The 26495-nt window shown below is 43.3% G+C and carries 22 protein-coding genes and 4 tRNA genes; 14 read left to right on the top strand and 12 right to left on the bottom strand.

What is annotated here, in order from left to right; translation table 11 throughout:
- Window positions 1-9: 9 nt before the first annotated feature.
- Window positions 10-2373 carry a DNA polymerase II gene (locus HGG78_RS06850; protein ID WP_172532402.1) on the bottom strand — a complete coding sequence of 788 codons (2364 nt, stop codon included), beginning with the start codon at window positions 2371-2373 and terminating at the stop codon, window positions 10-12.
- Between the two features lie 441 nt (window positions 2374-2814).
- Between HGG78_RS06850 and uvrY the strand changes: the two genes are divergently transcribed.
- From uvrY to HGG78_RS06810, 8 genes are all read left to right on the top strand, one after another.
- Entirely contained in the window at window positions 2815-3459 is a 645-nt protein-coding gene (gene uvrY / locus HGG78_RS06845) for a UvrY/SirA/GacA family response regulator transcription factor (protein ID WP_053309355.1), read from the top strand.
- On the top strand, window positions 3459-5291 hold the full coding sequence (gene uvrC, locus HGG78_RS06840) for an excinuclease ABC subunit UvrC (RefSeq protein WP_172532401.1): 1833 nt from the start codon (window positions 3459-3461) through the stop codon (window positions 5289-5291). The genes uvrY and uvrC overlap by 1 nt, the downstream gene beginning before the upstream one ends.
- A gap of 46 nt (window positions 5292-5337) precedes the next feature.
- Complete coding sequence (pgsA, locus tag HGG78_RS06835) at window positions 5338-5895, top strand: CDP-diacylglycerol--glycerol-3-phosphate 3-phosphatidyltransferase (RefSeq protein WP_053309357.1); 558 nt, start codon at window positions 5338-5340, stop codon at window positions 5893-5895.
- Window positions 5896-6150: 255 nt separating this feature from the next.
- A tRNA-Cys gene (locus tag HGG78_RS06830) sits at window positions 6151-6224 on the top strand.
- Between the two features lie 3 nt (window positions 6225-6227).
- A tRNA-Gly gene (locus HGG78_RS06825) sits at window positions 6228-6303 on the top strand.
- An 86-nt stretch (window positions 6304-6389) separates the two neighbouring features.
- A tRNA-Leu gene (locus tag HGG78_RS06820) sits at window positions 6390-6476 on the top strand.
- 23 nt (window positions 6477-6499) lie between these two features.
- Window positions 6500-6575 (top strand) — tRNA-Gly (locus tag HGG78_RS06815).
- Window positions 6576-7109: 534 nt separating this feature from the next.
- The gene (locus tag HGG78_RS06810) at window positions 7110-8219 is read left to right on the top strand and encodes a GGDEF domain-containing protein (protein WP_261927416.1); all 1110 of its coding nucleotides are present in this window, start codon (window positions 7110-7112) and stop codon (window positions 8217-8219) included.
- Here HGG78_RS06810 and HGG78_RS06805 read toward each other — a convergent pair whose 3' ends face one another.
- Window positions 8220-8702: a GNAT family N-acetyltransferase gene (locus HGG78_RS06805; RefSeq protein ID WP_168521815.1), complete on the bottom strand. Its 483-nt coding sequence runs from the start codon at window positions 8700-8702 to the stop codon at window positions 8220-8222.
- Window positions 8703-8953: 251 nt separating this feature from the next.
- Between HGG78_RS06805 and pheS the strand changes: the two genes are divergently transcribed.
- The 3 genes from pheS to ihfA all read left to right on the top strand — a co-directional run bounded on the left by pheS (window position 8954) and on the right by ihfA (window position 13077).
- Entirely contained in the window at window positions 8954-9937 is a 984-nt protein-coding gene (gene pheS, locus HGG78_RS06800; protein WP_053309359.1) for a phenylalanine--tRNA ligase subunit alpha, read from the top strand.
- Window positions 9938-9956: 19 nt separating this feature from the next.
- On the top strand, window positions 9957-12362 hold the full coding sequence (pheT, locus tag HGG78_RS06795) for a phenylalanine--tRNA ligase subunit beta (protein ID WP_172532400.1): 2406 nt from the start codon (window positions 9957-9959) through the stop codon (window positions 12360-12362).
- Window positions 12363-12780: 418 nt separating this feature from the next.
- Complete coding sequence (gene ihfA, locus HGG78_RS06790; protein WP_053309362.1) at window positions 12781-13077, top strand: integration host factor subunit alpha; 297 nt, start codon at window positions 12781-12783, stop codon at window positions 13075-13077.
- Window positions 13078-13133: 56 nt separating this feature from the next.
- Here the strand turns inward: ihfA and HGG78_RS06785 are convergent, their stop codons facing one another.
- A complete protein-coding gene (locus HGG78_RS06785; protein WP_168521818.1) occupies window positions 13134-13910 on the bottom strand; it encodes a RelA/SpoT domain-containing protein in 777 nt (258 codons plus the stop codon).
- A 349-nt stretch (window positions 13911-14259) separates the two neighbouring features.
- Here HGG78_RS06785 and HGG78_RS06780 point away from each other — a divergent pair, with 349 nt between their 5' ends.
- Complete coding sequence (locus HGG78_RS06780) at window positions 14260-14910, top strand: thiopurine S-methyltransferase (protein ID WP_053309364.1); 651 nt, start codon at window positions 14260-14262, stop codon at window positions 14908-14910.
- Window positions 14911-14969: 59 nt separating this feature from the next.
- Here the strand turns inward: HGG78_RS06780 and purT are convergent, their stop codons facing one another.
- The 9 genes from purT to HGG78_RS06735 all read right to left on the bottom strand — a co-directional run bounded on the left by purT (window position 14970) and on the right by HGG78_RS06735 (window position 24857).
- A complete protein-coding gene (gene purT, locus HGG78_RS06775; protein WP_053309365.1) occupies window positions 14970-16145 on the bottom strand; it encodes a formate-dependent phosphoribosylglycinamide formyltransferase in 1176 nt (391 codons plus the stop codon).
- Window positions 16146-16250: 105 nt separating this feature from the next.
- Entirely contained in the window at window positions 16251-17564 is a 1314-nt protein-coding gene (locus tag HGG78_RS06770; protein WP_171979623.1) for a ferredoxin reductase family protein, read from the bottom strand.
- A gap of 118 nt (window positions 17565-17682) precedes the next feature.
- Window positions 17683-18558: an AEC family transporter gene (locus tag HGG78_RS06765; RefSeq protein WP_172532399.1), complete on the bottom strand. Its 876-nt coding sequence runs from the start codon at window positions 18556-18558 to the stop codon at window positions 17683-17685.
- A 171-nt stretch (window positions 18559-18729) separates the two neighbouring features.
- Window positions 18730-19617: a cytidine deaminase gene (cdd, locus tag HGG78_RS06760; protein WP_172532398.1), complete on the bottom strand. Its 888-nt coding sequence runs from the start codon at window positions 19615-19617 to the stop codon at window positions 18730-18732.
- A gap of 209 nt (window positions 19618-19826) precedes the next feature.
- Entirely contained in the window at window positions 19827-20507 is a 681-nt protein-coding gene (locus tag HGG78_RS06755) for an LrgB family protein (protein ID WP_172532397.1), read from the bottom strand.
- Window positions 20507-20872 (bottom strand): CidA/LrgA family protein, encoded by a 366-nt coding sequence (locus HGG78_RS06750; RefSeq protein WP_053309370.1) that lies wholly within the window; start codon window positions 20870-20872, stop codon window positions 20507-20509. The genes HGG78_RS06755 and HGG78_RS06750 overlap by 1 nt, the downstream gene beginning before the upstream one ends.
- 134 nt (window positions 20873-21006) lie before the next feature.
- Window positions 21007-22431 (bottom strand): exodeoxyribonuclease I, encoded by a 1425-nt coding sequence (gene sbcB, locus HGG78_RS06745; RefSeq protein ID WP_172532396.1) that lies wholly within the window; start codon window positions 22429-22431, stop codon window positions 21007-21009.
- A 154-nt stretch (window positions 22432-22585) separates the two neighbouring features.
- On the bottom strand, window positions 22586-23953 hold the full coding sequence (locus HGG78_RS06740) for an L-cystine transporter (RefSeq protein WP_172532395.1): 1368 nt from the start codon (window positions 23951-23953) through the stop codon (window positions 22586-22588).
- Window positions 23954-24173: 220 nt separating this feature from the next.
- Window positions 24174-24857, bottom strand: coding sequence for an NAD(P)H-binding protein (locus tag HGG78_RS06735; protein WP_172532394.1), 684 nt, complete (start codon window positions 24855-24857; stop codon window positions 24174-24176).
- Between the two features lie 289 nt (window positions 24858-25146).
- Between HGG78_RS06735 and HGG78_RS06730 the strand changes: the two genes are divergently transcribed.
- Both HGG78_RS06730 and cobU read left to right on the top strand, forming a co-directional pair.
- Window positions 25147-25947 carry an adenosylcobinamide-GDP ribazoletransferase gene (locus tag HGG78_RS06730; RefSeq protein ID WP_172532393.1) on the top strand — a complete coding sequence of 267 codons (801 nt, stop codon included), beginning with the start codon at window positions 25147-25149 and terminating at the stop codon, window positions 25945-25947.
- Window positions 25947-26495, top strand: a complete 549-nt coding sequence (cobU, locus tag HGG78_RS06725; RefSeq protein WP_172532392.1) for a bifunctional adenosylcobinamide kinase/adenosylcobinamide-phosphate guanylyltransferase — start codon at window positions 25947-25949, stop codon at window positions 26493-26495. The genes HGG78_RS06730 and cobU overlap by 1 nt, the downstream gene beginning before the upstream one ends.

Here is a 26495-nt window from a genome sequence, read left to right as displayed (position 1 = left end):
GCCTCTATTTTAGAAGAGGCCCAACTGAGGTTGACTAAGCTGTTCAAAATTCAGTTCAACAAAAGGCAAAATGGCTTCTGCGACGGGCTGCAATTGTTTATCGATATAGTGCTGATAATCGATAGGACTTTTTAAATACTCTTTAGGCTCAGGACCATTAATAGTGATTAAGTACTCAATGCGCCCTCGGTTTTGATATTGCATTGGTCGTCCGAGTCGCATGTTGATCTCATCGGCTAGGCGAGCTGCTCTGACTTGTGGTGGCACATTTTTTTGATATTCATGTAACTTACGTCGTAGACGTTTTTGATAAACCAGTTCATGGTCGAGTTGACCACTTTGTGTTTGCTCGACAATCTCTCTGATGAAAGCTTCGGGGTTTTCACCTTTAAAAATCATCGAATACAGCCGATATTGAAAGCGTTGTGCGAGCGGTGTCCAGTCGGTTCTCGCACTTTCAAGCCCTTTAAAAATCAGCCGTTCTTGTTCACCTTCACCAATTAATCCAGCGTAGCGTTTTTTAGAGCCGGTTTCTGAACCACGGATCGTTGGCATAAGAAACTTACGGTAGTGGGTTTCGTATTCAAGCTCTAAAATTGAGCTAAGCTGATACTCTTCTTGTAAATGCTCGGCCCACCATTGATTAATAAAGTCGACCAGTGCGTTGCCGATATCATCCGCTTGCTGCTGTGAGAATTCGCCACCTAAAGAGACAAAGGTTGAATCGGTATCACCGTAAATGACTTGATAACCCTTTTCTTCAATCAGCTTTTTGGTCTGCTTCATGATCTCATGCCCACGCATAGTGATGCTCGAAGCTAAACGTGTATCGAAAAAGCGGCAACCTGAAGACCCTAATACCCCATAAAATGAGTTCATGATGATTTTTATCGCTTGAGAAAAAGCTTTTTCATTGTTCTTCTTAGCGAGATCTCGAGCCGCCCATAAATTTTCGATCATCTCGGGCAGAAAGTGTTTGTTACGATGAAATTGCCCACCACGAAAGCCTGGTACTGCTTCGTTTTCATTGTTACCCACTGTGAGCTGTAATCCCTCAATTAACCCTAGCGGGTCGATGAGAAATGAGCGGATGATAGCGGGATAAAGACTCTTAAAATCCAGTACCAACACTGAATCATATAAGTTAGGGATAGAATCCATAACATAGCCACCGGGGCTAGCAACCCAGTTTTCCGGCTGTAAATTGGGCGCAATATAACCGGCACGATGCAATTGCGGTAGATACAGATTCGTGAATGCAGCCACTGAACCACCAACGCGATCTAACTCAACCCCAGTGAGACGTGAGCGCTCTATAGCAAAATCCAGTAAATGCGTATGTTGGAAAATCTTATTTACTAGCGCACAGTCTTGCAGGTTGTATTTAGCTAACGACGGTTTGTCTTTTCTAAACATGCGGTTTATTTCATCCATACGATCATGCACGTTGTGGATGTCTTTGCCTTCACCCAGTAATTCTTGAGAAACGGCTTCGAGCGACCATGAGCGAAAGTGGTAAGTCGCCGTTTTTAAAGTATCAATTCCATCAAGTACTACACGTCCTGGAATGGTGATAAAACCTTGCTGACTTTGGTTTGAAGTACGAAAGAAGCTGTGTTGATTACCACGTCCGATGGTTAATTTGGTGTTGTGCCATTCTGCTCGTTTGTGTAATAACCGGAAGTCAAAGTCAATCACATTCCAACCAATGATGACGTCCGGATCAAACGCCTTAAACCAGTCGATAAGCGCTTGCAATAAGGCACGTTCATCTTTTACCCATTGGATCGCTGTTTCACTGGGCTGCGGTTCGCCAATCATAATCACACGACTATCCATTGGGCTATCAAAACCAATTGAGTAGAGAATGCCTTTTTCTGAGCATTCTAAGTCGAGAGAGACGACTTTGAGGCTAGGAATGTAATGCCCGGGGCGACATTTGGCCTGTTCAACTTTTAAATAACGGCTTTGGTGAGTGAGTAAACCGGTGAATTCAACACTGCCTTTAATGAAGCGTTCCATCAGAAAGCGATCGGCCAGCTTGATATCATCTTCTAAAGTTTGAATCTGTTGCTGTTTTAAGAGGGTAATCAGTGCTGCATAGGTGTGGAGCGTCGGGCAATAGCAGGCGGCCAATGGGTTATGTTCGAAATCTTTTAATTCCAATGCCTTACAATCGACAGACAAGCTGTGTTGGCTTGCCAAACTCTGAACCTGTTCTATCTCCAGTTGGGAGATGAAAAATACTGGCTTTTCGCCACGGATGATCAACTGGCTCGGTCCTTGCGGAGTTGCTAGCCAAAGTTCGATATGAGTGGCACCTTTGATGTCTCTTGCATGACGAGTGAGCAAAAAGCCTTGTTGAATACTCAAGCGTGGTTGATCCAGATTGTAGTCATTTTCTTAAGCTGCATCATATCAGAGCTCAGATCCAAATACTTGGCTTCTCATATTCTGGTTAATGATATGTTGTTGCCTGCGACAATTCGATATGCCGTGTCAATCACTACCAACCAATTGATTTGCTTTTGTTTTGTTTTGCTATGAGGCTGGTTGCATTTTTATGGTGAGCTTCAAATTTGTCAAAAAATGATCTCAATTGATGGACACTTATTTGCTAATATAATGAAACTATTGATTTGTTGATAAATTCTCACGGATTGATTAGCAAGGTAAATAAGTACTTGCCAAAATTTCGGTTAGAGCACATATTCAGTGTAAGCAAAAACCAGATTTTAAGTTAATATAGGCAGCCATGCTGTTATCCACTACCAAGTGGGTGCAGAGCCAATAGATGAGTGTGGAGATACAAGAGTGATTAGTGTTTTCCTTGTAGATGATCACGAGCTGGTTCGCACAGGGATACGACGTATTATTGAAGACGTCCGTGGAATGAACGTAGTAGGGGAAGCTGTCAGCGGTGAAGAATCTGTAAAATGGTGTCGCAACAATCATGTCGACGTTGTTTTAATGGATATGAATATGCCGGGGATCGGTGGTTTAGAAGCAACGAAAAAGATTTTACGTTTTAACCCAGACGTAAAAATTATAGTGTTGACTGTTCATACTGAAAACCCGTTTCCTACCAAAGTGATGCAAGCAGGAGCCGCCGGTTATTTAACCAAAGGGGCTGGTCCTGACGAAATGGTCAATGCGATTCGGATAGTGAATAGTGGTCAACGCTATATTTCACCAGAGATCGCTCAGCAAATGGCATTAAGCCAATTTTCACCAGCTTCTGAAAATCCATTTGCTGATCTCTCAGAAAGAGAGTTGCAGATCATGATGATGATCACTAAAGGTCAGAAAGTGACGGATATTTCTGAGCAGCTTAACCTTAGCCCTAAAACGGTGAACAGTTATCGCTACCGTCTATTCAGCAAACTGGCTATTAATGGTGATGTAGAGTTGACTCACTTAGCTATTCGACACGGAATGTTAGACACTGAGACCCTGTAGTGACGATTCCGTTTGATTCGGCTGCTTTCCTTAAAACAGTCACTAATCAGCCCGGTGTGTACAGAATGTATAACGCCGAGGCTGATATTATTTATGTTGGCAAAGCTAAAGACCTCAAAAAGCGCCTTTCTAGTTACTTTCGGAAAAACATCGATAGCGAGAAAACGCGCGCGCTTGTTAGCCATATCGCCAAAATTGACGTTACCGTAACGCATACTGAAACGGAAGCGTTGATCCTCGAACACAATTATATTAAGCAGTATTTACCTAAATACAATGTGTTATTGCGCGATGACAAGTCTTATCCGTATATTTTTATCAGTGGGCATAAACACCCTCGGCTCTCTTTGCACCGAGGTGCAAAAAAGCGCAAAGGAGAGTATTTTGGCCCGTATCCTGATTCGGGTGCGGTTCGGGAATCTTTGCATCTCATCCAGAAAATATTCCCAGTTCGGCAGTGTGAGGATACGGTGTACAGTAACCGAACGCGACCGTGTCTAATGTATCAAATTGGCCGTTGTGCTGCGCCTTGTGTCAGCAGCATCATTTCTGATCAACAATATGCTGAGTTAGTCAATTTCGTGCGCTTATTCTTACAAGGCAAAGACAACCAAGTATTGGAAATCTTGATTCAGAAAATGGAGCAAGCGAGCCAAACGCTTCAATTTGAGCAAGCGGCTCAATTTCGAGACCAAATTCAAGCCATACGACGCGTTCAAGAGCAACAGTTTGTTTCCGAAGATAGCATGGACGATATGGATGTCTTAGGTTTTGCTCAAGAAAGTGGCATTGCGTGTATTCATATTTTAATGATCCGCCAAGGTAAAATCCTCGGAAGCCGCAGCCATTTCCCTAAAATTCCCAATAACACCACTCAAGAAGAGGTGTTCGATAGCTTTTTAAGTCAATACTATTTAAACCACAATGAGGCTCGTACGATCCCTAGCCGCATTATTTTAAATTCAGGATTGCTTGAAGATGCAAAGCCATTACAAGATGCATTGCAAAGTGTCGCTGGTCGTAAAATCTCTTTTCATGTCAGTCCTACTCGTACACGTGGTCGATACTTGAAATTGGCGAACACCAATGCATTGACCGCAATTACAACCAAAATTAATCATCGGATGACTATCGGCCAGCGTTTTAAAGCACTTCAGTCGGTATTAGGCGTTGAAAATATTATGCGCATGGAGTGTTTTGATATTTCGCACACCATGGGAGAAAGCACCATTGCATCTTGCGTGGTCTTTAATCAAGAAGGTCCGGTGAAGCAAGAATATCGTCGTTATAACATCACTGGCATTACCGGAGGTGATGACTACGCCGCGATGGGGCAGGTACTAGAACGTCGATATTCAAAACAAATTGATGTCGAAAAAATACCGGATGTGATTTTTATTGATGGCGGTAAAGGCCAACTCAATCGAGCGCATCAAATCATCACCGCGCATTGGCAAGATTGGCCTAAAAGGCCGATATTGATTGGTATCGCTAAAGGGATAACTCGTAAACCGGGCTTGGAAACACTGGTGACTATAGAAGGTGAGGAGTTTAATCTTCCTAGTGATGCGCCTGCTTTACACCTTATCCAACATATTCGGGATGAAAGCCACAATCATGCTATTGCTGGTCATCGAGCCAAGCGCGGAAAAACCCGTAGAACGAGTGCGTTAGAAGAGATTGAAGGGGTAGGACCAAAGCGCCGACAATCCTTATTAAAGTATATGGGTGGATTACAAGAGTTGAAGCGGGCAACTGTTGAAGAAATCGCCAAAGTGCCGGGGATCAGCCATTCTTTAGCTGAAAACATTTATCAGGCATTGAAACAATAAGTAAAATGACGCAACATTAACGCGCCATGGATAAGAGCCTAAAAATATGCGTTTAAATATTCCCAACATTTTGTCTTTGTTACGACTTTTCCTTATACCGGTATTTGTCGTTGTATTCTACCTTCCTTATGGCTGGGGGCCTTTTGCGGCAGCAATGGTGTTTTGGGTCGCAGGGTTTACCGATTGGCTTGATGGAATGTTGGCGCGTAAACTAGGCCAAACCTCTCGTTTTGGTGCTTTTATCGATCCTGTTGCTGATAAAGTCTTAGTTGCCACAGCACTTATTTTGATTACTGAGCATTATCATAGCATTTGGATTACCATTCCTGCGGTCACAATGATTGCTCGTGAAATCATTATCTCGGCATTAAGAGAGTGGATGGCAGAAATTGGCAAACGTGCCAGTGTGGCGGTTTCTTGGGTGGGGAAAGTTAAAACCGTTACGCAAATGTTCGCACTATGGATCCTTATCTGGCGTTATGACGATTGGATGGTCTGGTTAGGTTATGCTGCGCTTTATGTCGCCACAGTATTGACGTATTGGTCTATGGCTCAATATTTGATGGCGGCCAAAGATGACCTCCTCAATGAAGAACATCATTAAATAACGGGCTACGGCCCGTTTTTTACGTTTAGTCGGTTCTGTTATCGGTTTTTATCTGCGGTAAAGTACAGTTATCTCATAGAAATGACGCCATATTTTGCTATTAAATTGAGCAAATCAGCCGTTTTTGAATGCAAAGTAGTCAAACGATTTAAAAACTAAAAAAATAGTGTTGACTCATTTCATCGAATCCGTAGAATGCATCCCGTACTCAAGAGGAACGCAACAAAGTAGCGCTTCGATTGAAGTAACAGAGGCGCGTTGGCAGAGGGGCTATGCAGCGGATTGCAAATCCGTGGACCTCGGTTCGACTCCGGGACGCGCCTCCATTTGCGACACTAGCTCAGTTGGTAGAGCGCAACCTTGCCAAGGTTGAGGTCACGAGTTCGAACCTCGTGTGTCGCTCCAGAATTTTGCGATATTGAATCTAATTTCGATATCTTTAAGATGGTGTTACTTAATTTTGTAAACAGCATCGCAATCAAGAATTGCGTGCCCTGGTGGTGAAATTGGTAGACACAAGGGATTTAAAATCCCTCGACTTTCGAGTCGTGCCGGTTCAAGTCCGGCCCGGGGCACCATCTTTTAACTGCATAAGCAGTATGCGACACTAGCTCAGTTGGTAGAGCGCAACCTTGCCAAGGTTGAGGTCACGAGTTCGAACCTCGTGTGTCGCTCCAAAATTAAAGCCTCAGCGAAAATGCTGGGGCTTTTTTACATCTAAATACTCGGCATTTTTCCTTGCGCGTAGTGCAACCTTGGCAAGGTTGAGGTCACGCTTTTAGTTCAAAAGAAAGCGAACCTCGTGTGTCGCTCCAAAATTAAAGTCTCAGCAGAAATGTTGGGGCTTTTTTACATCTAAATACTCAGCATTTTTCTTTGTGCGTAGCGCAACCTTGGTAAGGTTGAGGTCACGCTTTTAGTTCCCCTATCTTAAATTTCTAATCTGTGATCGATGATGCTGATAGAGAACATATAGTTTTCATTTCTGACTCAGTGGCTGTGAATAAATTGATATATAATTCCACTACACCCTTCCTATTTGAAGTTGCAGCGGTGTTGGCTACGTTTGCTTACCCCAATCACATAGTTTATCTATGCTCATGGGGATTCTCTCACTTGCCGCCTACCTGCAACTCCTAGTAGTTTGGGTATATATTTTCATGGATTAGTGTTTATTGTCTGTATGGTTGCAGGCTTTATGGGTGGATAGTGTGACGAAATCATTTCTTTGGGATAAACATTTTGAAACGGGAATTGGCGATGTTGATGAACAACATCAATATTTGGTTGGGATCATCAACCAATATGGTGCGCTTATTTCTGAAAATAATATTGCAGAAGAAGATGTTCGAGTCGCACTTTTTGAACTTTCTCGATATGCCGAATTCCATTTTAAGGAAGAAGAGCAATTGATGAGAAACAAAGGAGTTTATCCTAGCCATATAGAACAGCATATTAAGGTCCATAGAGCTTTTATGGCTGAAGTTGCGAGTATGCAGAGTTTTATTCATCAACAGGATGACGGCTCGGCAGAACAATTGTTGGATTTTTTAATTCACTGGTTGGCTTATCACATACTCGGTATTGATCAAAACTTGGCTCGGCAGATAAAGGCTATTGAGTCAGGTCTATCGTCTGAAGAAGCGTACAGACAAGAAGAACGGCAGCGAGACTCTGCAACAGAGCCACTGTTAAATGCGTTGAATGGTTTATTTGAACAAGTATCGATGCGCAATAAGGAGCTACTAAAACTCAACCAATCACTTGAATATAAAGTTGAGGAACGGACTAAACAGCTATTAGAGGCGAATAAACGTTTAGAAGAGTTGTCGCTAACCGATGCACTGACGTCGCTTCCTAATCGCCGTAGTGCTATGCATCACTTGCATGTATGTTGGACAGAAGCTGTGCAACATCGATATCCATTAGTTTGCATCATGATCGATGCCGATCATTTTAAAGTAATTAATGATAGCTGTGGTCATGATGCAGGAGATAAGGTGTTGATTGAGCTGGCTCACGAATTAAAATATGCCTTCCGTAGTGATGACATTGTATGTCGTCTTGGGGGCGATGAGTTTTTCGTTATATGCCCGCATACTGATCTAAAAGGCGGCCTGCATATTGCTGAATCAACGCGCCAACGTGTTTCCAAAATGCGTGTTAGCACCGGGGCAACAGATTGGCGTGGAAGTATCAGTATTGGTGTCGCGGCAATCAGTGCCGATATGAAAATATACGATGAATTAATCAAAGAGGCGGATAACGCACTGTATAAGGCTAAACAAGCTGGTAAGAATTGCGTTTATCCAACGATGTAACTAAAGCTCCTTGATCATCCAGACATCGCAACCATTGTGCTCCGTACCGACCATCGGCTCATTTAAGTGGGAAAACCCAAGTTTCTCATATAGACGAATGGCCGATGTCATATTGGATAATGTGTCTAAATAACACGATTGATAGCCCATATCTTTAGCGTATTTCATGCAGGTTTCACTGAGTTTTATCCCTAATCCGTGGCCGCGACTTTCAGGCAACAAGAACAATTTTTTGAGTTCGCAAACCTCTTGACTGCTATTAAATGCAGCGATACCAGCCCCCCCCATTACTTTTCCATCCATTTTTGCGACCAGATAAATACTTTTTGTTTCTATGCCGTAGTATTGGCTCATTTGTTCAACTTCTGCATCTGAAGGGCCAAAACCCTCACCAACAGCGCCAAATTCTGCACCTACCGATTTGATGATGTGACAGATATCTTGATCATCGGAGGGTGTGATTTCAGTAATGGTAATGTCCATATGTGTTTCTCTTATTAAACATGATTGTTTGGGTATAGTTATTGGTCTTACGAATGGAAATATCAAGCTATTGATGGATGTGTTGACCGCGACAAATCAACAAAGCAAAGATAATGTGTTTTTTTTCACCAATAGAAAGGCTTGATATCATTTCAATTTGGCTTTAGTTGTGGCTTTAGATACTATGTGTAGCTATCTGAAAAATACAAAACATCCGATACGGACACTACCAACGGGTAGATGAGGAAACGATGCAACATCTAGAAGAGATTATTGCTAATGCGACCGCTGCGATCAACGCGGCGGATTCGTTAGTCGCACTTGATGAAGTGCGTGTTCAGTACCTAGGCAAAAAAGGCGAGTTAACGACTCAACTCCAAAGCTTGGGTAAATTGCCACCGGAAGAACGTCGTGCAGCAGGTCAAGAGATCAACGTTGCAAAAGGAACGGTTCAACAAGCGATTGCAGCTCGTAAAGATGAGCTACAACGTGCTGAACTAGAAGCGAAACTAGCTGCCGAAACCATCGATGTTACTTTGCCTGGTCGCCGTATTGAAAATGGTGGTCTTCACCCAGTGACTCGCACGGTTGAGCGTATTGAGCAATTCTTTGGTGAGCTTGGTTTTAATACTGAGTCTGGTCCAGAAATTGAAGATGCGTTTCACAACTTTGACGCGTTGAATATTGCGGAAGATCACCCAGCTCGTACTGATCACGACACCTTCTTCTTCAACCCTGATTTAATGCTGCGCACCCATACTTCTGGTGTGCAAATTCGTACCATGGAAAACGGCAAGCCTCCTTTCCGCTTTATCGCTCCAGGTCGCGTTTACCGTAATGATTACGATCAAACTCACACGCCAATGTTCCACCAAGTAGAAGGTATGTTAGTTGATGAGAATGTAAACTTTGCGCAGCTAAAAGGTATTCTCAACGATTTCTTATGTAATTTCTTTGAAGAAGAAGTTGAGGTTCGTTTCCGCCCGTCTTATTTCCCGTTTACAGAGCCTTCAGCAGAAGTGGATGTAAAAGGTAAAAACGGTAAGTGGCTTGAAGTTTTAGGTTGCGGTATGGTCCACCCGAATGTACTTCGTAGTGTTGGTATTGACCCTGAAAAATACTCTGGTTTTGCTTTCGGTATGGGTGTTGAACGTTTGACGATGCTTCGTTATGGCGTGAATGACCTACGTGCGTTCTTCGAGAACGACTTACGTTTCCTTAAACAGTTCAAGTAATTCAAAGGGTAGAGATACAATGAAATTCAGCGAATCATGGCTTCGTGAGTGGGTAAGCCCTGCGGTTACAACTGACGAGTTAACACACCAAATCACAATGGCTGGCTTAGAAGTAGACGATGTTCTACCTGTAGCTGGCGAATTCACTGGCGTAAAAGTAGGCCAGGTCGTTGAGTGTGCTCAACACCCTGACGCAGACAAATTGCGCGTCACCAAAGTTGACGTTGGCGAAGAAGAGCTACTGGACATCGTTTGTGGTGCATCTAACTGCCGTCAAGGAATTAAAGTTGCCGTGGCTACGGTTGGCGCCGTGCTGCCAGGTGATTTCAAAATCAAAAAAGCAAAATTACGTGGTCAACCTTCTCACGGTATGCTTTGCTCATTTACTGAGCTAGGTATTGACGTTGAATCAGATGGTATTATGGAATTGGCTGAAGATGCCGTTATCGGTACCGATTTCCGTGAATTCCTTAATCTCGATGATGTAACGGTAGACGTAGATTTAACCGCTAACCGTGCAGACTGCTTCAGTATTCGTGGTCTTGCGCGTGAAGTTGGCGTTTTAAACCGTGCAGATGTTACAGAGCCAATGGCTAAAGGCGTTACGCCATCTATTGATGATGTTGTCGCTATTGATGATGTTGTCGCTATTGATGTGCAAGCACCAGCGGCATGTCCACGTTATCTTGGCCGAGTAGTTAAGAATGTGAATGTTCAAGCGCAAACCCCACTATGGATGCAGGAAAAACTGCGTCGTTGTGGTATTCGCTCTATCGACCCTGTCGTGGATATTACAAACTACGTTTTGCTAGAACAAGGCCAGCCAATGCATGCTTTTGATCTAGCTAAGATCGATGGTGGTATTGTTGTTCGTTTGGCTGAGCAAGGTGAAAAGCTAACGCTTCTTGATGGTACGGAAGCTGAATTAAATGCAGATACACTCGTAGTTGCCGACCACAATAAAGCATTAGCGATTGCGGGCATTTTTGGTGGCGAAGGATCGGGCGTTAGTTCAGAAACAAAAGATGTATTGCTAGAGTGTGCATTCTTTGCACCGGATCATATTCGTGGTCGTGCGCGCAGCTATGGCTTACATACAGATTCTTCAATGCGTTTTGAACGTGGTGTCGACTATGCACTACAAGCAAGCGCAATGGAGCGCGCAACGGAGCTTCTAGTTGAAATCTGTGGTGGTGAAGTCGCGCCTGTGGTTGCTGTAGAGTCTGCAACAGACCTTCCAACGCCAAATACGGTTACATTACGTCGTACTAAGTTAGACAATTTGCTAGGCCACTCCATCTCAGATGCTGATGTTGTAGAGATTCTACAGCGTCTTGGTTTGACGGTAGAAGTGACTGATGAAGGTTGGAGTGCAACTGCACCGACATGGCGTTTCGATATCGCGATAGAGCAAGACTTGGTCGAAGAAGTGGGTCGTATATACGGCTACAACAACATCCCAAATCAAGCCCCTATTGCTGCGTTGAGCATGAATGATCATAAAGAAGCTAATTTACCGCTTAAACGCGTTCGTAACCTTCTGGTTGATCGTGGTTATCATGAAGCTATTACTTATAGCTTTGTTGAACCTGAACAGCAAAAGTTAGTGGTTCCTGGTATTGATCCATTGGTTCTGCCAAATCCAATCTCTGCGGATATGTCAGCCATGCGCCTAGGTCTAATTCAAGGCCTATTAAATACTGTTGTTCATAACCAAAAACGTCAGCAGCCACGTGTTCGTTTATTCGAATATGGCCTGCGTTTTATTCCTGAAGCAACGGCAGAAAATGGCATGCGTCAAGAACCGATGCTAGCGGGTGTTATCTCAGGCACTCGTGGTGAAGAACATTGGAATATGGAAACAGCGACGGTTGACTTTTTTGACTTGAAAGGCGACCTAGAAGCGATTCTAGAACTAACGGCTAATGGTAAAGCATACAGCTTTACAGCGGTTAAGCACCCTGCGTTACACCCTGGACAATCTGCTGCAGTTATTCTTGATGGCGAAGTTATTGGTGTGATTGGTACTGTGCATCCAGAACTTGAACGCAAGTTTGGTTTGAATGGTCGTACGGTCGTATTTGAGATTGAGTGGTCTGCGATTGACAGCCGAGTAATTCCAGAAGCAGTTTCGCTTTCTAAGTTCCCATCTAACCGTCGTGATATCGCATTGGTTGTCGATGACTCAGTAGCATCAGGCGACATAGTAAATGCATGTCGTGCAGCTGGTGGTGAATTGCTAAAAGACGCAAAACTGTTTGACGTTTACGTAGGCAAAGGTGTGGAAGAGGGTAAGAAGAGCTTGGCTATTGCGCTTAGCCTTCAGTCGCTTGAGCGTACATTAGAAGAAGCCGATATTGTTAGCGCGGTAGACGCTATTGTCTCTGCTGTTGGTGAGCAATATGATGCTGCACTGCGTGATTAATCACTACTTAACAAATTAGTGACAGGTAGCAGGCTCATTAGAGCCTGCTTTTTTATGCGTTGAACAATGAATTTCCCAGCCAACAAGTCTATGATTTTATAGAAAATAAATTTTTTCATAAAAAAATAATGATAGTTGTTCATAGTGTGAAATTCTGTGTCGGTTTGTGAATTCGACATAAACCACTAAATTATCAGTACTTTTTTGAAATCGTCAATGCCAAACACTAGCTATATAGCCATGATATGCGTCTTTTTGATGAAATTATTAATTTTGTTGAGAATAAAAAAGTTGGCGAAAATCAGAAGCTTGGCATACACTTTTCAAGTAGAGCCGATAGGTTGTTGATTGGCTAAGCGAAAATGCTTCGGTGCTGCTGATTGGCAGCAAGGTTTAACATAGCTTTGAGGGAAGTTTTATGGCGCTCACAAAGGCCGAATTGGCTGAAAACCTGTTTGAAAAGCTTGGATACAGTAAACGGGATGCCAAGGAAACGGTTGAAGTGTTTTTCGAAGAGATTCGTAAGGCGCTTGAAAGTGGCGAACAGGTAAAACTATCTGGTTTTGGTAATTTTGATCTTCGAGACAAAAATGAACGTCCGGGTCGAAACCCAAAAACAGGTGAGGATATTCCTATCTCCGCTCGACGTGTCGTAACGTTCCGCCCAGGGCAGAAATTGAAAGCCCGAGTCGAGAACATTAAAGTCGAAAAATAGACCGAGCAATAGACCACGCCTAGCGTGGTCTTTTTGCATTTATCCTAAATTAAGTTTTAAGCTGCTTGAATATGAGTAGTTATGTAAGGCTGCCATGCATTTTGATAAAGCTCTATAGATTGACGTCTGAACTGAGCTATCTTCGCCATTTCAAATTCATTCAACGCACGGCGTTCGCTGGCAGCGTTACGTTCAAATTGTTGGATTTTTTCATACAGTTCATGCTCTGGGCCATTTTTCACATCGGCAATCGCTTTGAGGTGTAATTGTACCTCAGCAATGACATTGGTCTTAGGCAGTTGGACTAGTAAGTTTAAATCGCGATAGCCAGAAGCACCTGGCGATTTAAAACGATTTTTTACTTTAACAATTGTTGCTTCACGGTTGAGTACCTCATAGGCTTCAACCAGGCTAGGTACGTCGTTAGCGACAATGGTTGCTCGAGCTAAATCGGTAATCCTATCTGCGCGCCCATCGAGTTCATGTGCAATTTTTGTCAGTGCGCGATCTCTTGATTTAACACCCGCGAAATATGCTTCGGTTGACGTTAATAGCGCAGCACTTTTACATAGCGTTTCAAGTTCAAACTGAGCTTGATGCGCTTTGCTATAGAGTACTTCAAAGTCGTTATATGGTTGCAAAGGCTGGGTGTTGGTCGATTGAATGCCATAGAGACCGCTAAGGCTATGTTTGAAGAGTTTTGATGATAATTGGTCTTGTTGAGACTCGTTGACTTCAGGAGCACTTTCCGAAATCAGTGGAACAGCAGCAAACGCTGGTGCACGGCTTAATACTAGTAGCATCAATGCTGTGGTTCGTAGAAATAAGCTCATTGACTCTCCTTACGGGACGTTTAGGCAAAAGGGAAACTTAAAAGATCCTAAAAACGTCTAGCTCGAATTATGCAACGAACCGGAGATGTCTAAAGACTATCTTGGGTTCAATCGGTGAAACTCAATCTTGATGAATCAGTAAAACTGTTAACTTTGAAGCTGCTCACGTAGTTTGACTTTAGTGCAGTGTTTTTTTCTCATCAAGTTGTACTCAAGTATAGCGGGTGAAGATTAACCAAACATGAATGAATTTGTTTTGATGCTACCGGATGCGCAATAGATAGGTTAGGCTAGTGAACTTACGTCGTTTAACGGCACGTATATATGAGTGATGAGAGCAAGCAATAAGATGAAAGATCCTGAGTTTTGGCACAATAAATGGGCTGCTAATCAAATAGGTTTCCACTTAGAGGATGTAAACCCACTGTTGATTGAGTTTTGGGGGCATACTAAGCCGCAGCGAGAAGATAGCGTATTTGTTCCTTTGTGCGGAAAGAGTGAAGATCTGATCTGGTTAGCTTCCAAGCATGATGTTGTTCAAGGTGTAGAGCTGAGTGAAATCGCGGTTCGTTCATTTTTTTCCGAACATTTTTATACACCACAAGTGACACGTATCAATAGCTGGCATGAACTTTACCAGTTTGATGAATTATCGATCTATTCAGGTGACTATTTTACAGCCCCTATTGAGGCGGTTGATATCATCTATGATCGAGCGGCTTTGGTTGCTTTGCCGCCAGAAATGCGAATTGAATATGCAAATAGGCTAAAATCACTTTTAAAGCCAAAAGGTCGCATTTTGTTGGTTAGTTTGGATTATGTTCAAGATGAAATGTCTGGCCCTCCTTTTAGTGTGTCTGAAGAGGAAATACGCCAGTTGTATTCGGGTTATACTGTGACCCATTTGTTACGTGATGATGCCGATGAATCACATCCTAAAATCAATAAGCAAGGGTTGACTCGTTTTGCTGAAGACGTATGGCTTATTGAAGCAAACTAATATAGTGAAAGTAAAAATAGGCAGGGTATCTGCCTATTCTATTTAGAGATCAATATAAGCTAATAAATGACTTTGACTTTTTTAGCACTATCAATCGCATCTTCAATTGCGCTTTCAACACAAGAGCGGCGCGTCAAAGTCACACCAAGTCGACGTCGGCCATCAATGTCAGGTTTACCAAACAAGCGAATTTGAGTTTTCGGCATGGCAAGAGCTTCGTCAATGCCATCAAAGCGAATATTGCTTGATGATCCTTGGCCAAGAACCACTGCTGAAGCACTGGGACCATATTGAGTAATGGAATGGATTGGCATGCCGGTAAAAGCACGAACGTGCAAGGCAAATTCAGACATGTCCTGAGAAATTAAGGTCACCATTCCCGTGTCATGTGGACGAGGTGAGACTTCGTTAAAAATGACTTTATCACCCTTTACGAACAGCTCTACGCCAAACAGACCGTAACCGCCCAACGCATTCACAACTTGCTCTGCTACGTACTCTGCAGCTTTAATGGCATTAGCTGACATGGCTTGAGGCTGCCAAGACTCACGGTAGTCACCGTCTTCTTGGCGATGTCCGATTGGGGCGCAAAAGTGCACACCATCAACGGCACGCACAGTGAGTAGCGTAATTTCGTAGTCAAAATCGATAAAACCTTCAATGATGACTCTACCTGCTCCTGTTCGGCCGCCTTCTTGAGCGTAAGTCCATGCCTTTTCCACATCCTCGGAAGACTTGATCACACTTTGTCCTTTACCAGACGAGCTCATGACGGGTTTTACTACGCATGGAATCCCAACTTGTTCTACTGCTGCGATAAAATCGTCGTGACTGTCGGCAAACTGGTAAGGCGATGTCGGTAAGGAGAGTGTTTCTGCGGCAAGGCGACGAATTCCTTCTCGGTTCATCGTCAGTTGAGTAGCTTTAGCTGTAGGGACAACGTTAAGGCCTTGCGCTTCCAATTCGACAAGTTTACTGGTGGCAATCGCTTCGATTTCTGGTACAACGTAGTCTGGTTTTTCTAGTTCAATGATTGCTTGTAACGCATCACCATCGAGCATATCTATTACATGGCTACGGTGTGCAATTTGCATCGCTGGTGCGTCGGCATAACGATCACATGCGATCACTTCTAAACCCAAACGTTGACATTCAATCGCCACTTCTTTACCTAATTCTCCTGAACCAAGCAGTAAAACGCGAGTGGCATTTTCACGTGTAGCAGTACCAAACATAGTGAATCCTTACATTCATGCAAAAAGTAATAGCGAAAACAGCCAGAATGATACTGAAAATCAGCACAAAAGCAAACGTTTGCTTTTGTGCTGTAATCAATATTTTTAGCGCATGTTAAAGAGTTCATTATGAAAATGACAGCGATCTAACCCCATGCTGATTAACTGCTCTTTGAGCGTTTGGCCAAAAATTTTGGGGCCACAAAAACTCACTTCACCTTGTTGTAAATCTAATTGGTTTGCGATTCGTTGGGCACATAAACGTTGGTTATGACTGGCGGTATACACTTGCAACGTCACATTGGGTAGTTTTGGAACCAGCCGATTGAGTAATTCAACAAAATATTGTTGATGGTCTGATTCACGGCAGTAATAGAGTGTGATGTGCTGGCTATTATTATGGGGAGTAGAGCTAAGTCTTTGTAACCAAGCAAGAAAAGGTACGATACCAATGCCAGCTCCAACCCATACTTGCTCACGACTAGTGGGTATGTTGAATTTCCCATATCCACCTTCAACCGTTACCTTTTGTCCCACGAAGATAGAGGTGACTAAGTGGTGGGTATAATCACCAAGATCTTTTACGGCAAACTCAATGTGATTGTTATGCCTCTGGTAAGACAAAATGGAAAATGGGTGAGGTGGCTCTTTATCATCAAAACTTAAATAAGCAAACTGCCCAGCTTGGTAAGAGAGAGGTTTAGATAGCTGAATTGAAAAGTGCACAATATCACCATGACCGCTTTCATCTAAGATCGGTTGAACATGGCTAACTTGCCCGGTCACTTTGTTTGCTTGCCCGATGCGTCCTGATAAGGAGATCAGGGCGCAAACCGAACCAAGTAGCGCTAGGCTAACAATGACGATATTCATGCCCATCGTTTCCGAACTAATATCAATTAAGACAATGGAGTGGAACGCTCCGGCCATGAAGATGACACCGCCAAGTTTGTGCGTGAATTTGAAATGGCGATAGCTGATCGCCTGAAACAAACTGATTCCAACAAAAATAACGAACGCGTAGAAAGCGAACTCTCCCACATCTTTAGCTAGTGCGGCCCAAGGAATAGCATCTTGTATTTGGTGGATACGATTTTGTCGGTGCGGTCGTTCGAGCCAACCCAATAATATTAGCCATTTGGGAATTTTCATAAGTAGCCAATGGCAGGTTAAAGCTATTGTGGCATGTATCCCGAGCGATTTATGTACCGCGTAGCTTTTATCCAGCCCGTCTAGCCATTGCTCCACTTTCGAAAAGCGCATTGCGGTCAGCATTGCAACACTCATATAGGCTAAAGCAAGGAAGCCAGTCAAGATAACAAAGTGATGTCGCCAGTAGAAGAAGTCTACGGTGTTATCCCATGTCACCACCACTGAGGGCAACCAAAGCAATAGGCAAACCAAGAAGATCATTTTCATGACTGATAACCCACAAAATTGACATGGTTATTATCTTAGACCTCTGGTGATGCTCTGTGAACCTAATTCACCAATCTTTACATTCAATGGTTCTTGCTTGTTCTATAAGTAAGATGAACTATAGCAAGAGGGCAACAGTGAGTAGAATTGGTAGTGTAATCAGGCAAAAGAAATTACCAAACAATACCATTGACGCGACGTTTGTTGGTTCAATATTAAAACGTTCTGCAAACAGATAGTTCATGACGGCAGGGGGGAGCATGGTGAACAAAACCATCATTTGTAGCTGCATAGTGGGTAATGGAATGAAGTAGTAAATCAGCAGAAAACTCACAGCCCCAGTGGCTAAAGATAACAAGCTAGAAATCACCCCGACTTTGAACCCTGATAATTTCAAATTGATCATCTGAGAACCGAGAGAAATTAACATCACGGGAACCGCGGCTTGCCCCAGTAATGACGTCGCTTCATAAAGAGGTTTCCAAACGGTAATGCCCAATACATTCAATGTCATAGCAATAGCGGCGGCGATGAATAACGGCGTAGAAATGATCTGCTTAAATGGATTGCCTTTACTAAGAAGTGCTAGGCCAAGGCTAATATGTAGACATGCTGAAACCACAAATAATAAGACGGCTGACCCTAATGCAGACTCGCCGAATGTATAGGTGAAAAGCGGAATCGCTAAATTACCGCTATTGCGAAACATGTGTAATGGAGCCCACGCCTTATAGTTAATTTTCATCATCAAACAAATGGGAATCATCAAAAGAGCGGGGATCAAAACGGCCACTAAGGAAGCTACAATCAAGGGAAGTTGCTGAGTGTCGAGTGGCATGGTTGCTAGAGATGAAAAAACAAGAGCCGGAACGAAAGCGTCCATATTGATGCGATTAATGGGGCGAAAATCTGGTTTTTGCCAACGACCTATCATGAACCCTACGCCCACTAAGGCTATGACCGGGAAAAGAATATTAACCACTTGCTCAAACATAAATCAATCCGTTGATCTTTAAATGAAACCCTTACGCTAAATTAACAGCCTTTCACAATGCCGTCATGGTTTTGGATGGATTTTTATTAAATGGTATGAGTATCGCTTGTTGTTTTCCGCCAATAAAAAATCCCCGATTGCTCGAGGATTTTTTATGCCACTATCATGTGGTTAAACCATCAGGTAGGAAACGGGAATATCAGGGTTAATCACTTCGAGAGTTGATTGTGTATCTGCGAGGTGACTAATATTTCCTTCGGCCATTTCTACTAGTGCCGCGGAAGTAATTTGGTCAAAACTCTCACCGCTCATCATTAACTGTGTCAAGGCAACTTGTAGTGGTGGTAGGCTCGGATTGAAAGCCGCGTTTTCAGCATAAGAGCCAATAAAGGTTTTGCCACTTTCGACTCGTAAGGCAACACCGCTTAGGTTCTTTGTGTAAGGGGCATAGCTGCGGTTTAGACCTGTTAGCGCGGCCAGTATTAATTGATCACCCTCACTGGTCATTTTGCCATGATCTGCACTCGCCATCAGGCCTGATTCGATACCAAGATCAGACGGTCCGAAGGAATCAGGTAAGTATTCCTCGAGAGATTTTTCGTCACGTTCTGGCAATTGGATGGTCAATGATTTAGCGGTGGTTAGCTCATTCATAAACTGACGGCAGTGACCACATGGGCTGAAATTCACGGTGACATCAGTTATACCTTGTTCACCTTTCATCCAAGCGTGGCTGATTGCGCACTGCTCCGCATGAACGGTTTGGCCTAACTGTGCGCCGGAAAACTCCATATTGGCACCAAAATATAAGCGACCTGATAAGCCTCTTACAATTGCTCCCACATAGAAGTTAGAAAGTGGCACATAAGCATAAGCTGCAGCGAAAGGCAGCAAGGCGAGGCGTAATTCCGAGTCTTCCAATCCAGATATTGCAAGCAACTGCTCAAACTGTTCTGGTGATAGAGTTGCATCAAAGTCATCTGACAGCATAATAGCGGCCAAAAACTCTGCAATCGGTTTTGGTGTATCAGCTAGTGCTTGTTCAATACGGCTTTTCATAGTGAATCCTTATCAATGTATTGAAGTCTATTCTAGGTGACAAATGAAAATTCTCCGTGATTATGATCACATTGATAAGTGTAACGATATTTCATTTTTCATAATTAGAGTGAGGTCACACATGATATCGATTGCAGCCTGAGATTAAGTGAAAGATGTCAAATACCTCTTGTCAATGTTTGTTTGTAATCTATCGGTTATTGTAATGATTATAGGGTTGCTAACCACACTGAAAAGGCAAAAAAGCTTGGCGCTAAAACCGATGTAATGACACCGCACACGACTAAAGCCAGAGAGCTGAAAGCGGCATCACGAGGATCTTTCTCAGCACAGGTTGCGGTACCCAAGGCGTGCGATACGGTTCCCATTGTTAATCCTTTAGCGATCGGGTGCGTAATACCTAACAGGTTATAGATAGGGTAGGCGAGAATCGCGCCAAATAATCCAACTATAACCACCAAAATGGCGGCAACCGCAGGTTCTCCTCCTAAGTTACTCGACACTTCCATTGCGATCGGTGTAGTTACGGATTTTCCCAGCAAACTGGCGATTAACTGAATATCGGCTTGCATATACACAGCGATCATACTGGCGGTCAGCATCGACATAACACTGCCTACACCACAGGCCAATGTAATGATGCGCCAGTTCAAACGTATTTGTGGCAGTTGTTCATACAAAGGATAAGCAAGCGCTACCACGGCAGGTTGCAATAGCAAACTTAACCATTGATTATCTGCATAGTAGGTTTCAAAAGGGACTTTAAAAAACAGCAAAATAGGAATAATGATTACAAGGCTGATTAATAAAGGGTTCATCAGTGGTGTTTTGCATTTTTTGCTAAGCCAGCGCGTGAAAAAAAATACCAAGATAGTTACTAGCAGCCACATTACTTATTCCCCTTTTTCAAAAAACGATCCAGCAGCCAGCCAAGAGAAACAAGCACAATTAATGTGCCACCAACGGCACTAGCAAGTATCGGTAACGCATTGTTAATGAGTATCTCAAAATGCTCCATTAAGCCAACGCTTATCGGAACAAAAAGCAAAATCATGTAACGAATAAACAGGCTAGCACTTGGTTTAACCCACTCTACAGGGACCAATCCACTGGCCATTAGTGCAAATAGGATCAGCATACCAATGATGCTGCCAGGAATAGAGATACCAAGCCAAGTTTGTAGGTTAATGCCCGCTAGTAGGCAAAGTAGAATTAGGCCTAATGAGACAATGTATTTTGCGAATGTATTCAACATAAAAATTGTGCCGTGTCTAAGTCAGAAACGTTGAGTGCTGTTGGTTAACAAGGTAAGACTGAATGAGCTAGGCAACCGCTTCGCATGCTGTTGCCTAAATAGTTAAATCGTCTTACTGCCAGCTAGTCATATTTTCAACGGGTAATAGTTTCCACGTAATGGTAAACGGATTTTAAAATAGCGATTTTCTTTTCGTCACTCTCATAGGTATGAACTAAGTTTTCCAAATTGAGGCTATATTCTTCAATACGATTTTCAAAATATTCACGGCAATGTGCAGCCCAACGCTGTTGTTCTTCATCGCTCAGCGTCAAAGGGTAGTTGCGCGCGCGATAACGAAATAGTAGGGGCTCAATCCGTTTATCACTAAAGCTAATCTCTAAAGCAGATAAATTTACCGGGTCGGTCTCACGGATAATATCCATAGCGGCTTTATCCGAAGGCGAAAAGAATCCGTCATACAGCTGGCTATCGACATCATCATTGGCCGGATACTCTCGCTCGATACTGTACAGGCCAACCAGTTTTTCCCGGATTTTAGGGTGTTGTTTAATCACGGCTAAGTTTTGTAAACATACCGTTCGATCAATCCCTATCTTTTCTGCATTTTCCGCGGTTAACGTTTTGGCCGGTGCTAAAATTGGGCATTTATTAAGGTGCACCAGCTTGATTGGTACGGGCTGCTCATCCGGTGCAAGATCGTCTCGTTTTGTGTATAAGCGTTGCTGTAACTCTTCGACGTTTAGGTCTATCAATGGCTGCGGGTTTTTCGCAAGATCAACCACAATCACTGCGTTTTGGTTAGTGGGGTGCCAGGCGATTGGTACAATCCAACTGGTGTATTGGCATTCACGGCCGAGCATGCCAGAAACGTGCATCAGTGGCGTCATGTTGACGATATCAACGAGGTCATTGAGTTTACGTTTGTGGCGCATATTGAAAAAGTAATCAAACAACTTAGGCTGCGCGGCTTTGACTTTCTTTGCAAGTTCGATGGTAGCGATAACATCGGCCATTGCATCATGAGCATTCGCGTGTTCGATACCGTTAGCGACAGATAAATGCTCTAATTTAAAACTGGTGAACCCATCTTCATTTTCTGGCCAGTTGATACCCTCTGGGCGTAATGCATGGCATGCACGCATAACATCAAGTAAATCCCAACGTGAATTGCCTTTTTGCCAGCTCCATGCATACGGATCAATAAAATTTCGGTAGCAAGTGTAGCGTGTGACTTCGTCGTCAAATCGAATGCTGTTATAGCCAAGGCTGGTGGTATTAGGGGTTGATAGCTCAGCGTGTATTTTAGCTATAAATTCTGGCTCGCTAATACCATGACTCATCGCTTTTTGTGGGGTGATACCAGTAATAAGCGCCGCTTCTGGAGAGGGGAGGTAATCAGCAGGAGGTTGGCAATAGATAACCAACGGCTCGCCAATAATATTGAAATCCATGTCGGTGCGAACACCAGCAAATTGGCTAGGGCGATCCTTTGCTGGGCTTACTCCCCAAGTTTCATAATCAAAAAAGAAGAAAGTAGGCGTGTGCTCTTGTCGCATTCAATAGTATCCAGTTGCTGAAAGGTTAGGTTTATTAGACCATTGCCCGTCTTACATAGCAATGTGTGAAGCGATATGGAGCTGTAATCATCAGCGAAAAAGAAAAAACCGATGCATAGGAATCGGTTGTTCACGAGTAATCAACAGTAAGCGCTTACGCTTGCTGCTGTTGCACTTGTGGTGTTTTCTCACCAAGCAGACGGCTAGTAATTGTCCCCGCAGTCATCGCCCCAGAGACATTCAATGCGGTACGAGCCATGTCGATCAGTGGTTCGATCGAGATAAGCAAAGCGGCAATTGTTACAGGTAAACCCATGGCAGGTAGTACGATAAGCGCCGCAAAAGTTGCGCCGCCACCTACACCGGCAATGCCAAACGAACTGATCGCAATAATACCAACAAGAGACAAAATAAAGTGGATGTCCATTGGGTTAATACCAACTGTCGGCGCAACCATTACCGCTAGCATTGCAGGGTAAATCCCCGCACAACCGTTTTGGCCAATTGTCGCACCAAAAGAAGCGGAGAGATTTGCTATTGCTGGTGGAACATTAAGTTTAGTGATCTGAGCTTCTACGTTCAAAGGAATGGTGGCCGCAGAGCTGCGTGAAGTAAACGCGAAAGTCAGTACTGGCCAAATTTTTTGGAAATACTCTTTTGGGTTTACACCGACAAACGACACTAAAATGCCATGTACGACAAACATAAGTGCAATTGCGACGTAAGATGCGACGATAAAGCCGAGTAAGTTCAGAATGTCACCAGCGCTTGATGTTGCAACAACCTTCGCCATTAAAGCGGCAATACCATAAGGGGTCAGCGCCATAACCATTTTTACTAGACGCATCACAATTGATTGCGCCGCTTCAACAAAAGTGCGAATCGGAGACGCGAGCTCCTCTTTTTCTTGCATCACTTTTCGTGCTGCAACACCGGTTAGCACACCAAAAATCACCACGGCAATGATAGAGGTCGAACGAGACCCCGTTAAATCAGCAAAAGGATTAGTTGGAATAAAGCTCAATAGCATTTGAGGAATGGTGAGATCACTCACCGTTGAAACTCGACTTTCCAATACCGCAATGCGCGCGGTTTCTCGTGCACCTTCAACCAAACCTTCGGCGGTGAGGCCAAAAGTTTGTGTGACAGCAATACCAATCAACGCAGAGATTGCAGTTGTGAACAGGAGGATAGAAATTGTCAGTCCCGAGATTTTACCCAGTGAGCCACCTTTATCTAATTTCACCACCGCGGCGATCATGGAAACTAAGACCAACGGCATGATGACCATTTTTAGTAGCCCAACGTAACCGTTACCAACAACATTTACCCAGCTTAATGTTTCTTTGATTATAGGGTTACCTTCACCAAAAACGAGCTGTAAAGCGAGACCAAAGGCACTACCAAAGATTAAACCGAGGAGCACTAGGCGAGAAAGAGTGTGGGCTTTTTTCTGTTGTCCGAATAGAAAAAACAGAATGCCAACAAATACCGCTAATGAGGCGATAACTGCAACTGACATGTGAGACATCCTTAAAAACTGGGGTACCCAGTGCGATAACGTTGCGTTTTTAAAACAACTTCACCGACTTTGGGTTTTATAAAAGAAAGAGTAATTGAGGGTGAACATATCGGACAAATAGCGTGAATGAAAATATGAAATAAATATTATTTAGAACAAAAGGTTATCAATACCTTTGTTTTGATTGATTTTAATGCACTTTGGTTGAAATCTGACTTATTTATCGGTATTTGTTAAGCAGTGTTAACATCTCGGAAGAATGTAGAACTTCAACATGGCGAACTTGCTGTTGAAAAAGGCTATATAAAAGGCTTCGCGCTACATCTTGAGCTGAGATCGGAATTAGGTTTCTCATCCGTCCGACCAATAGTGGTTTCATCAAGCAAAGGATACGCTGTGTCCATTTTTCATCGGTACGTTCAATAGCTCTTTTGCCAACCAGTGGTCCAGGCCTAACAAAAGTTATCTGTTCAAAACCCATGCGACGTATGGCTTCTTCCATACGTCCTTTACATCTTAAGTAATGAGATGATGATCGTGCTTTGGCCCCAAGGCTTGAAACCACCGCTAAACGCTTTACGCCAAGTGTTTTCATAGTTTGCGCGACTTGGCATACTAATTCGTAGTCTATTTTTTCTAACCCCTTTTTTGAGCCTGCTTGTTTTAATGTTGTGCCTAAAGTAATAACACCAAGCTCGGGGCTGATATTTTCTTCATCCCAATGAGTGATTTGTAAATCAGCTTGAATAAACTCGTGCAGTTTCTTGTGTTTAATTCCAGAGCTTTTTCGTACCAGCGAATAGATACGAGAGACGGCTTGTTCCTTTAGCATCATTTCTAATACATGCTGTCCAACCAGACCTGACGCACCAGCCATGATCACAGCCATACTTCGCTTATCCATCGTTGCCTCTATTTTCTTATGTTCATCACCATTGTATCTCAGTATTACTTATCTATTAGACTTATTATTAGCGTTCCGCTGAACTCACTTGCCGTCTACCCGCAACTTCAAGTTGTTTGGGTATATCTTGTTGAAGCATAGCCGATTTATCTCAATACAAGTAAACTATGATTTTTCACGGAAGACCTGAACAATAGATGTTAAAACAAAAACATAGACAAATTATTCGCCAGACCGTATTGGTGTTTGTTGGTGATGACTCGATTACAGACGCTGGAGTGACAGTGTAATGTTCAGCGCGTTAAGGTATCAACTGGAACTGTTTTGGTTGGCGTTAAGTTTTTTTTCACGTTTGCCAATCCCTGAAAAGACTCCTTATTCTAGCGATAGAATGAATCGCTCTGGACGCTATTTTGCTTTAGTTGGATTACTACTAGGTGCAATATGTGCAACATGCTACAGCGGATTGAGCCTTATTTTTCCAGCTGAGGTCAGCATTGCATTAACCATGGTCATTAGCTTATTGCTCACTGGCGCTTTTCATGAAGATGGTCTGACCGATATGGCTGATGGTATCGGTGGTGGAATGACGGTTGAACGCCGTCTCGCTATTATGAAAGATAGCCGTATTGGTACTTATGGCGCGTCAGCGTTAGTCATGGCGTTACTCTGTAAGTATCTCTTTCTCAGTACGCTAGTAGGGTACAGTAATCTGTTTGTGGTATGGCTGGTCGGTTATGGGTATAGCCGCGCCATTGCTGCATCGCTGATTTTTGATATGCCTTATGTGAGTGATCTCGATACCAGCAAAAGTAAGCCGCTTGCTAATAAACAGACGTTTTCAGAGCTATGTTTTTTACTGTTGTGCGGTTTATTGCCCTGCTTTTGGCTGGGTTTGCCTGTGGTTATCGCTTTGATTGGGTTGGCTATCGTTTTTCGCACTTTATTTAAATCTTGGCTAATGGCTCGCATCGGAGGGTTCACTGGTGACTGTCTGGGGGCTGCCCAGCAGATTATGGAGCTGTTGATCTACTTATTGCTGATTGCGTTTGCTCAATATGGTTTTCTAACGATGGGAGTGATCGAATAATGGTACATCTCATTTTAGGCGGTGCTCGTAGTGGAAAATCTCGATTTGCTGAGCAGAATGCTCAACAAGCCTACCATATGTTGTTAGCAGAACATCCACACGCACAGCTGCATTATGTCTCTACAGCCATTGCTTTTGATGATGAAATGCGTGCGCGTATTGCACATCACCAGCAGCAAAGAGACGATAATTGGCAAGAACATGAATGCCCTTATCAATTGGTTGAGCAGTTAAAAAATTTCTCATGCAGAGATATAGTATTGGTTGATTGCTTAACGTTGTGGATGAATAACATTATTTATAACCATGGACAGCAAGCCAGTGAGACACAAATCAAACAGCAGGTTAGCGGGTTGTGTGAAGCCGTTGAACAATCGGCGGCTAAGATTATTCTTGTCTCTAATGAGGTTGGTTTAGGTGTTATACCTATGGGAGAAGTCTCACGGTTATTTGTTGATAATGCAGGCTGGATGAACCAAGCATTAGCGAAAGTTGCACAACGAGTGAGTTTTGTTGCTGCCGGCTTACCGATGACGTTGAAAAGCTAG

The organism is Vibrio aestuarianus, from assembly GCF_012395185.1.
Taxonomy (GTDB): domain Bacteria; phylum Pseudomonadota; class Gammaproteobacteria; order Enterobacterales; family Vibrionaceae; genus Vibrio; species Vibrio aestuarianus.
This window is presented reverse-complemented; position numbering and strand designations above follow the sequence as displayed.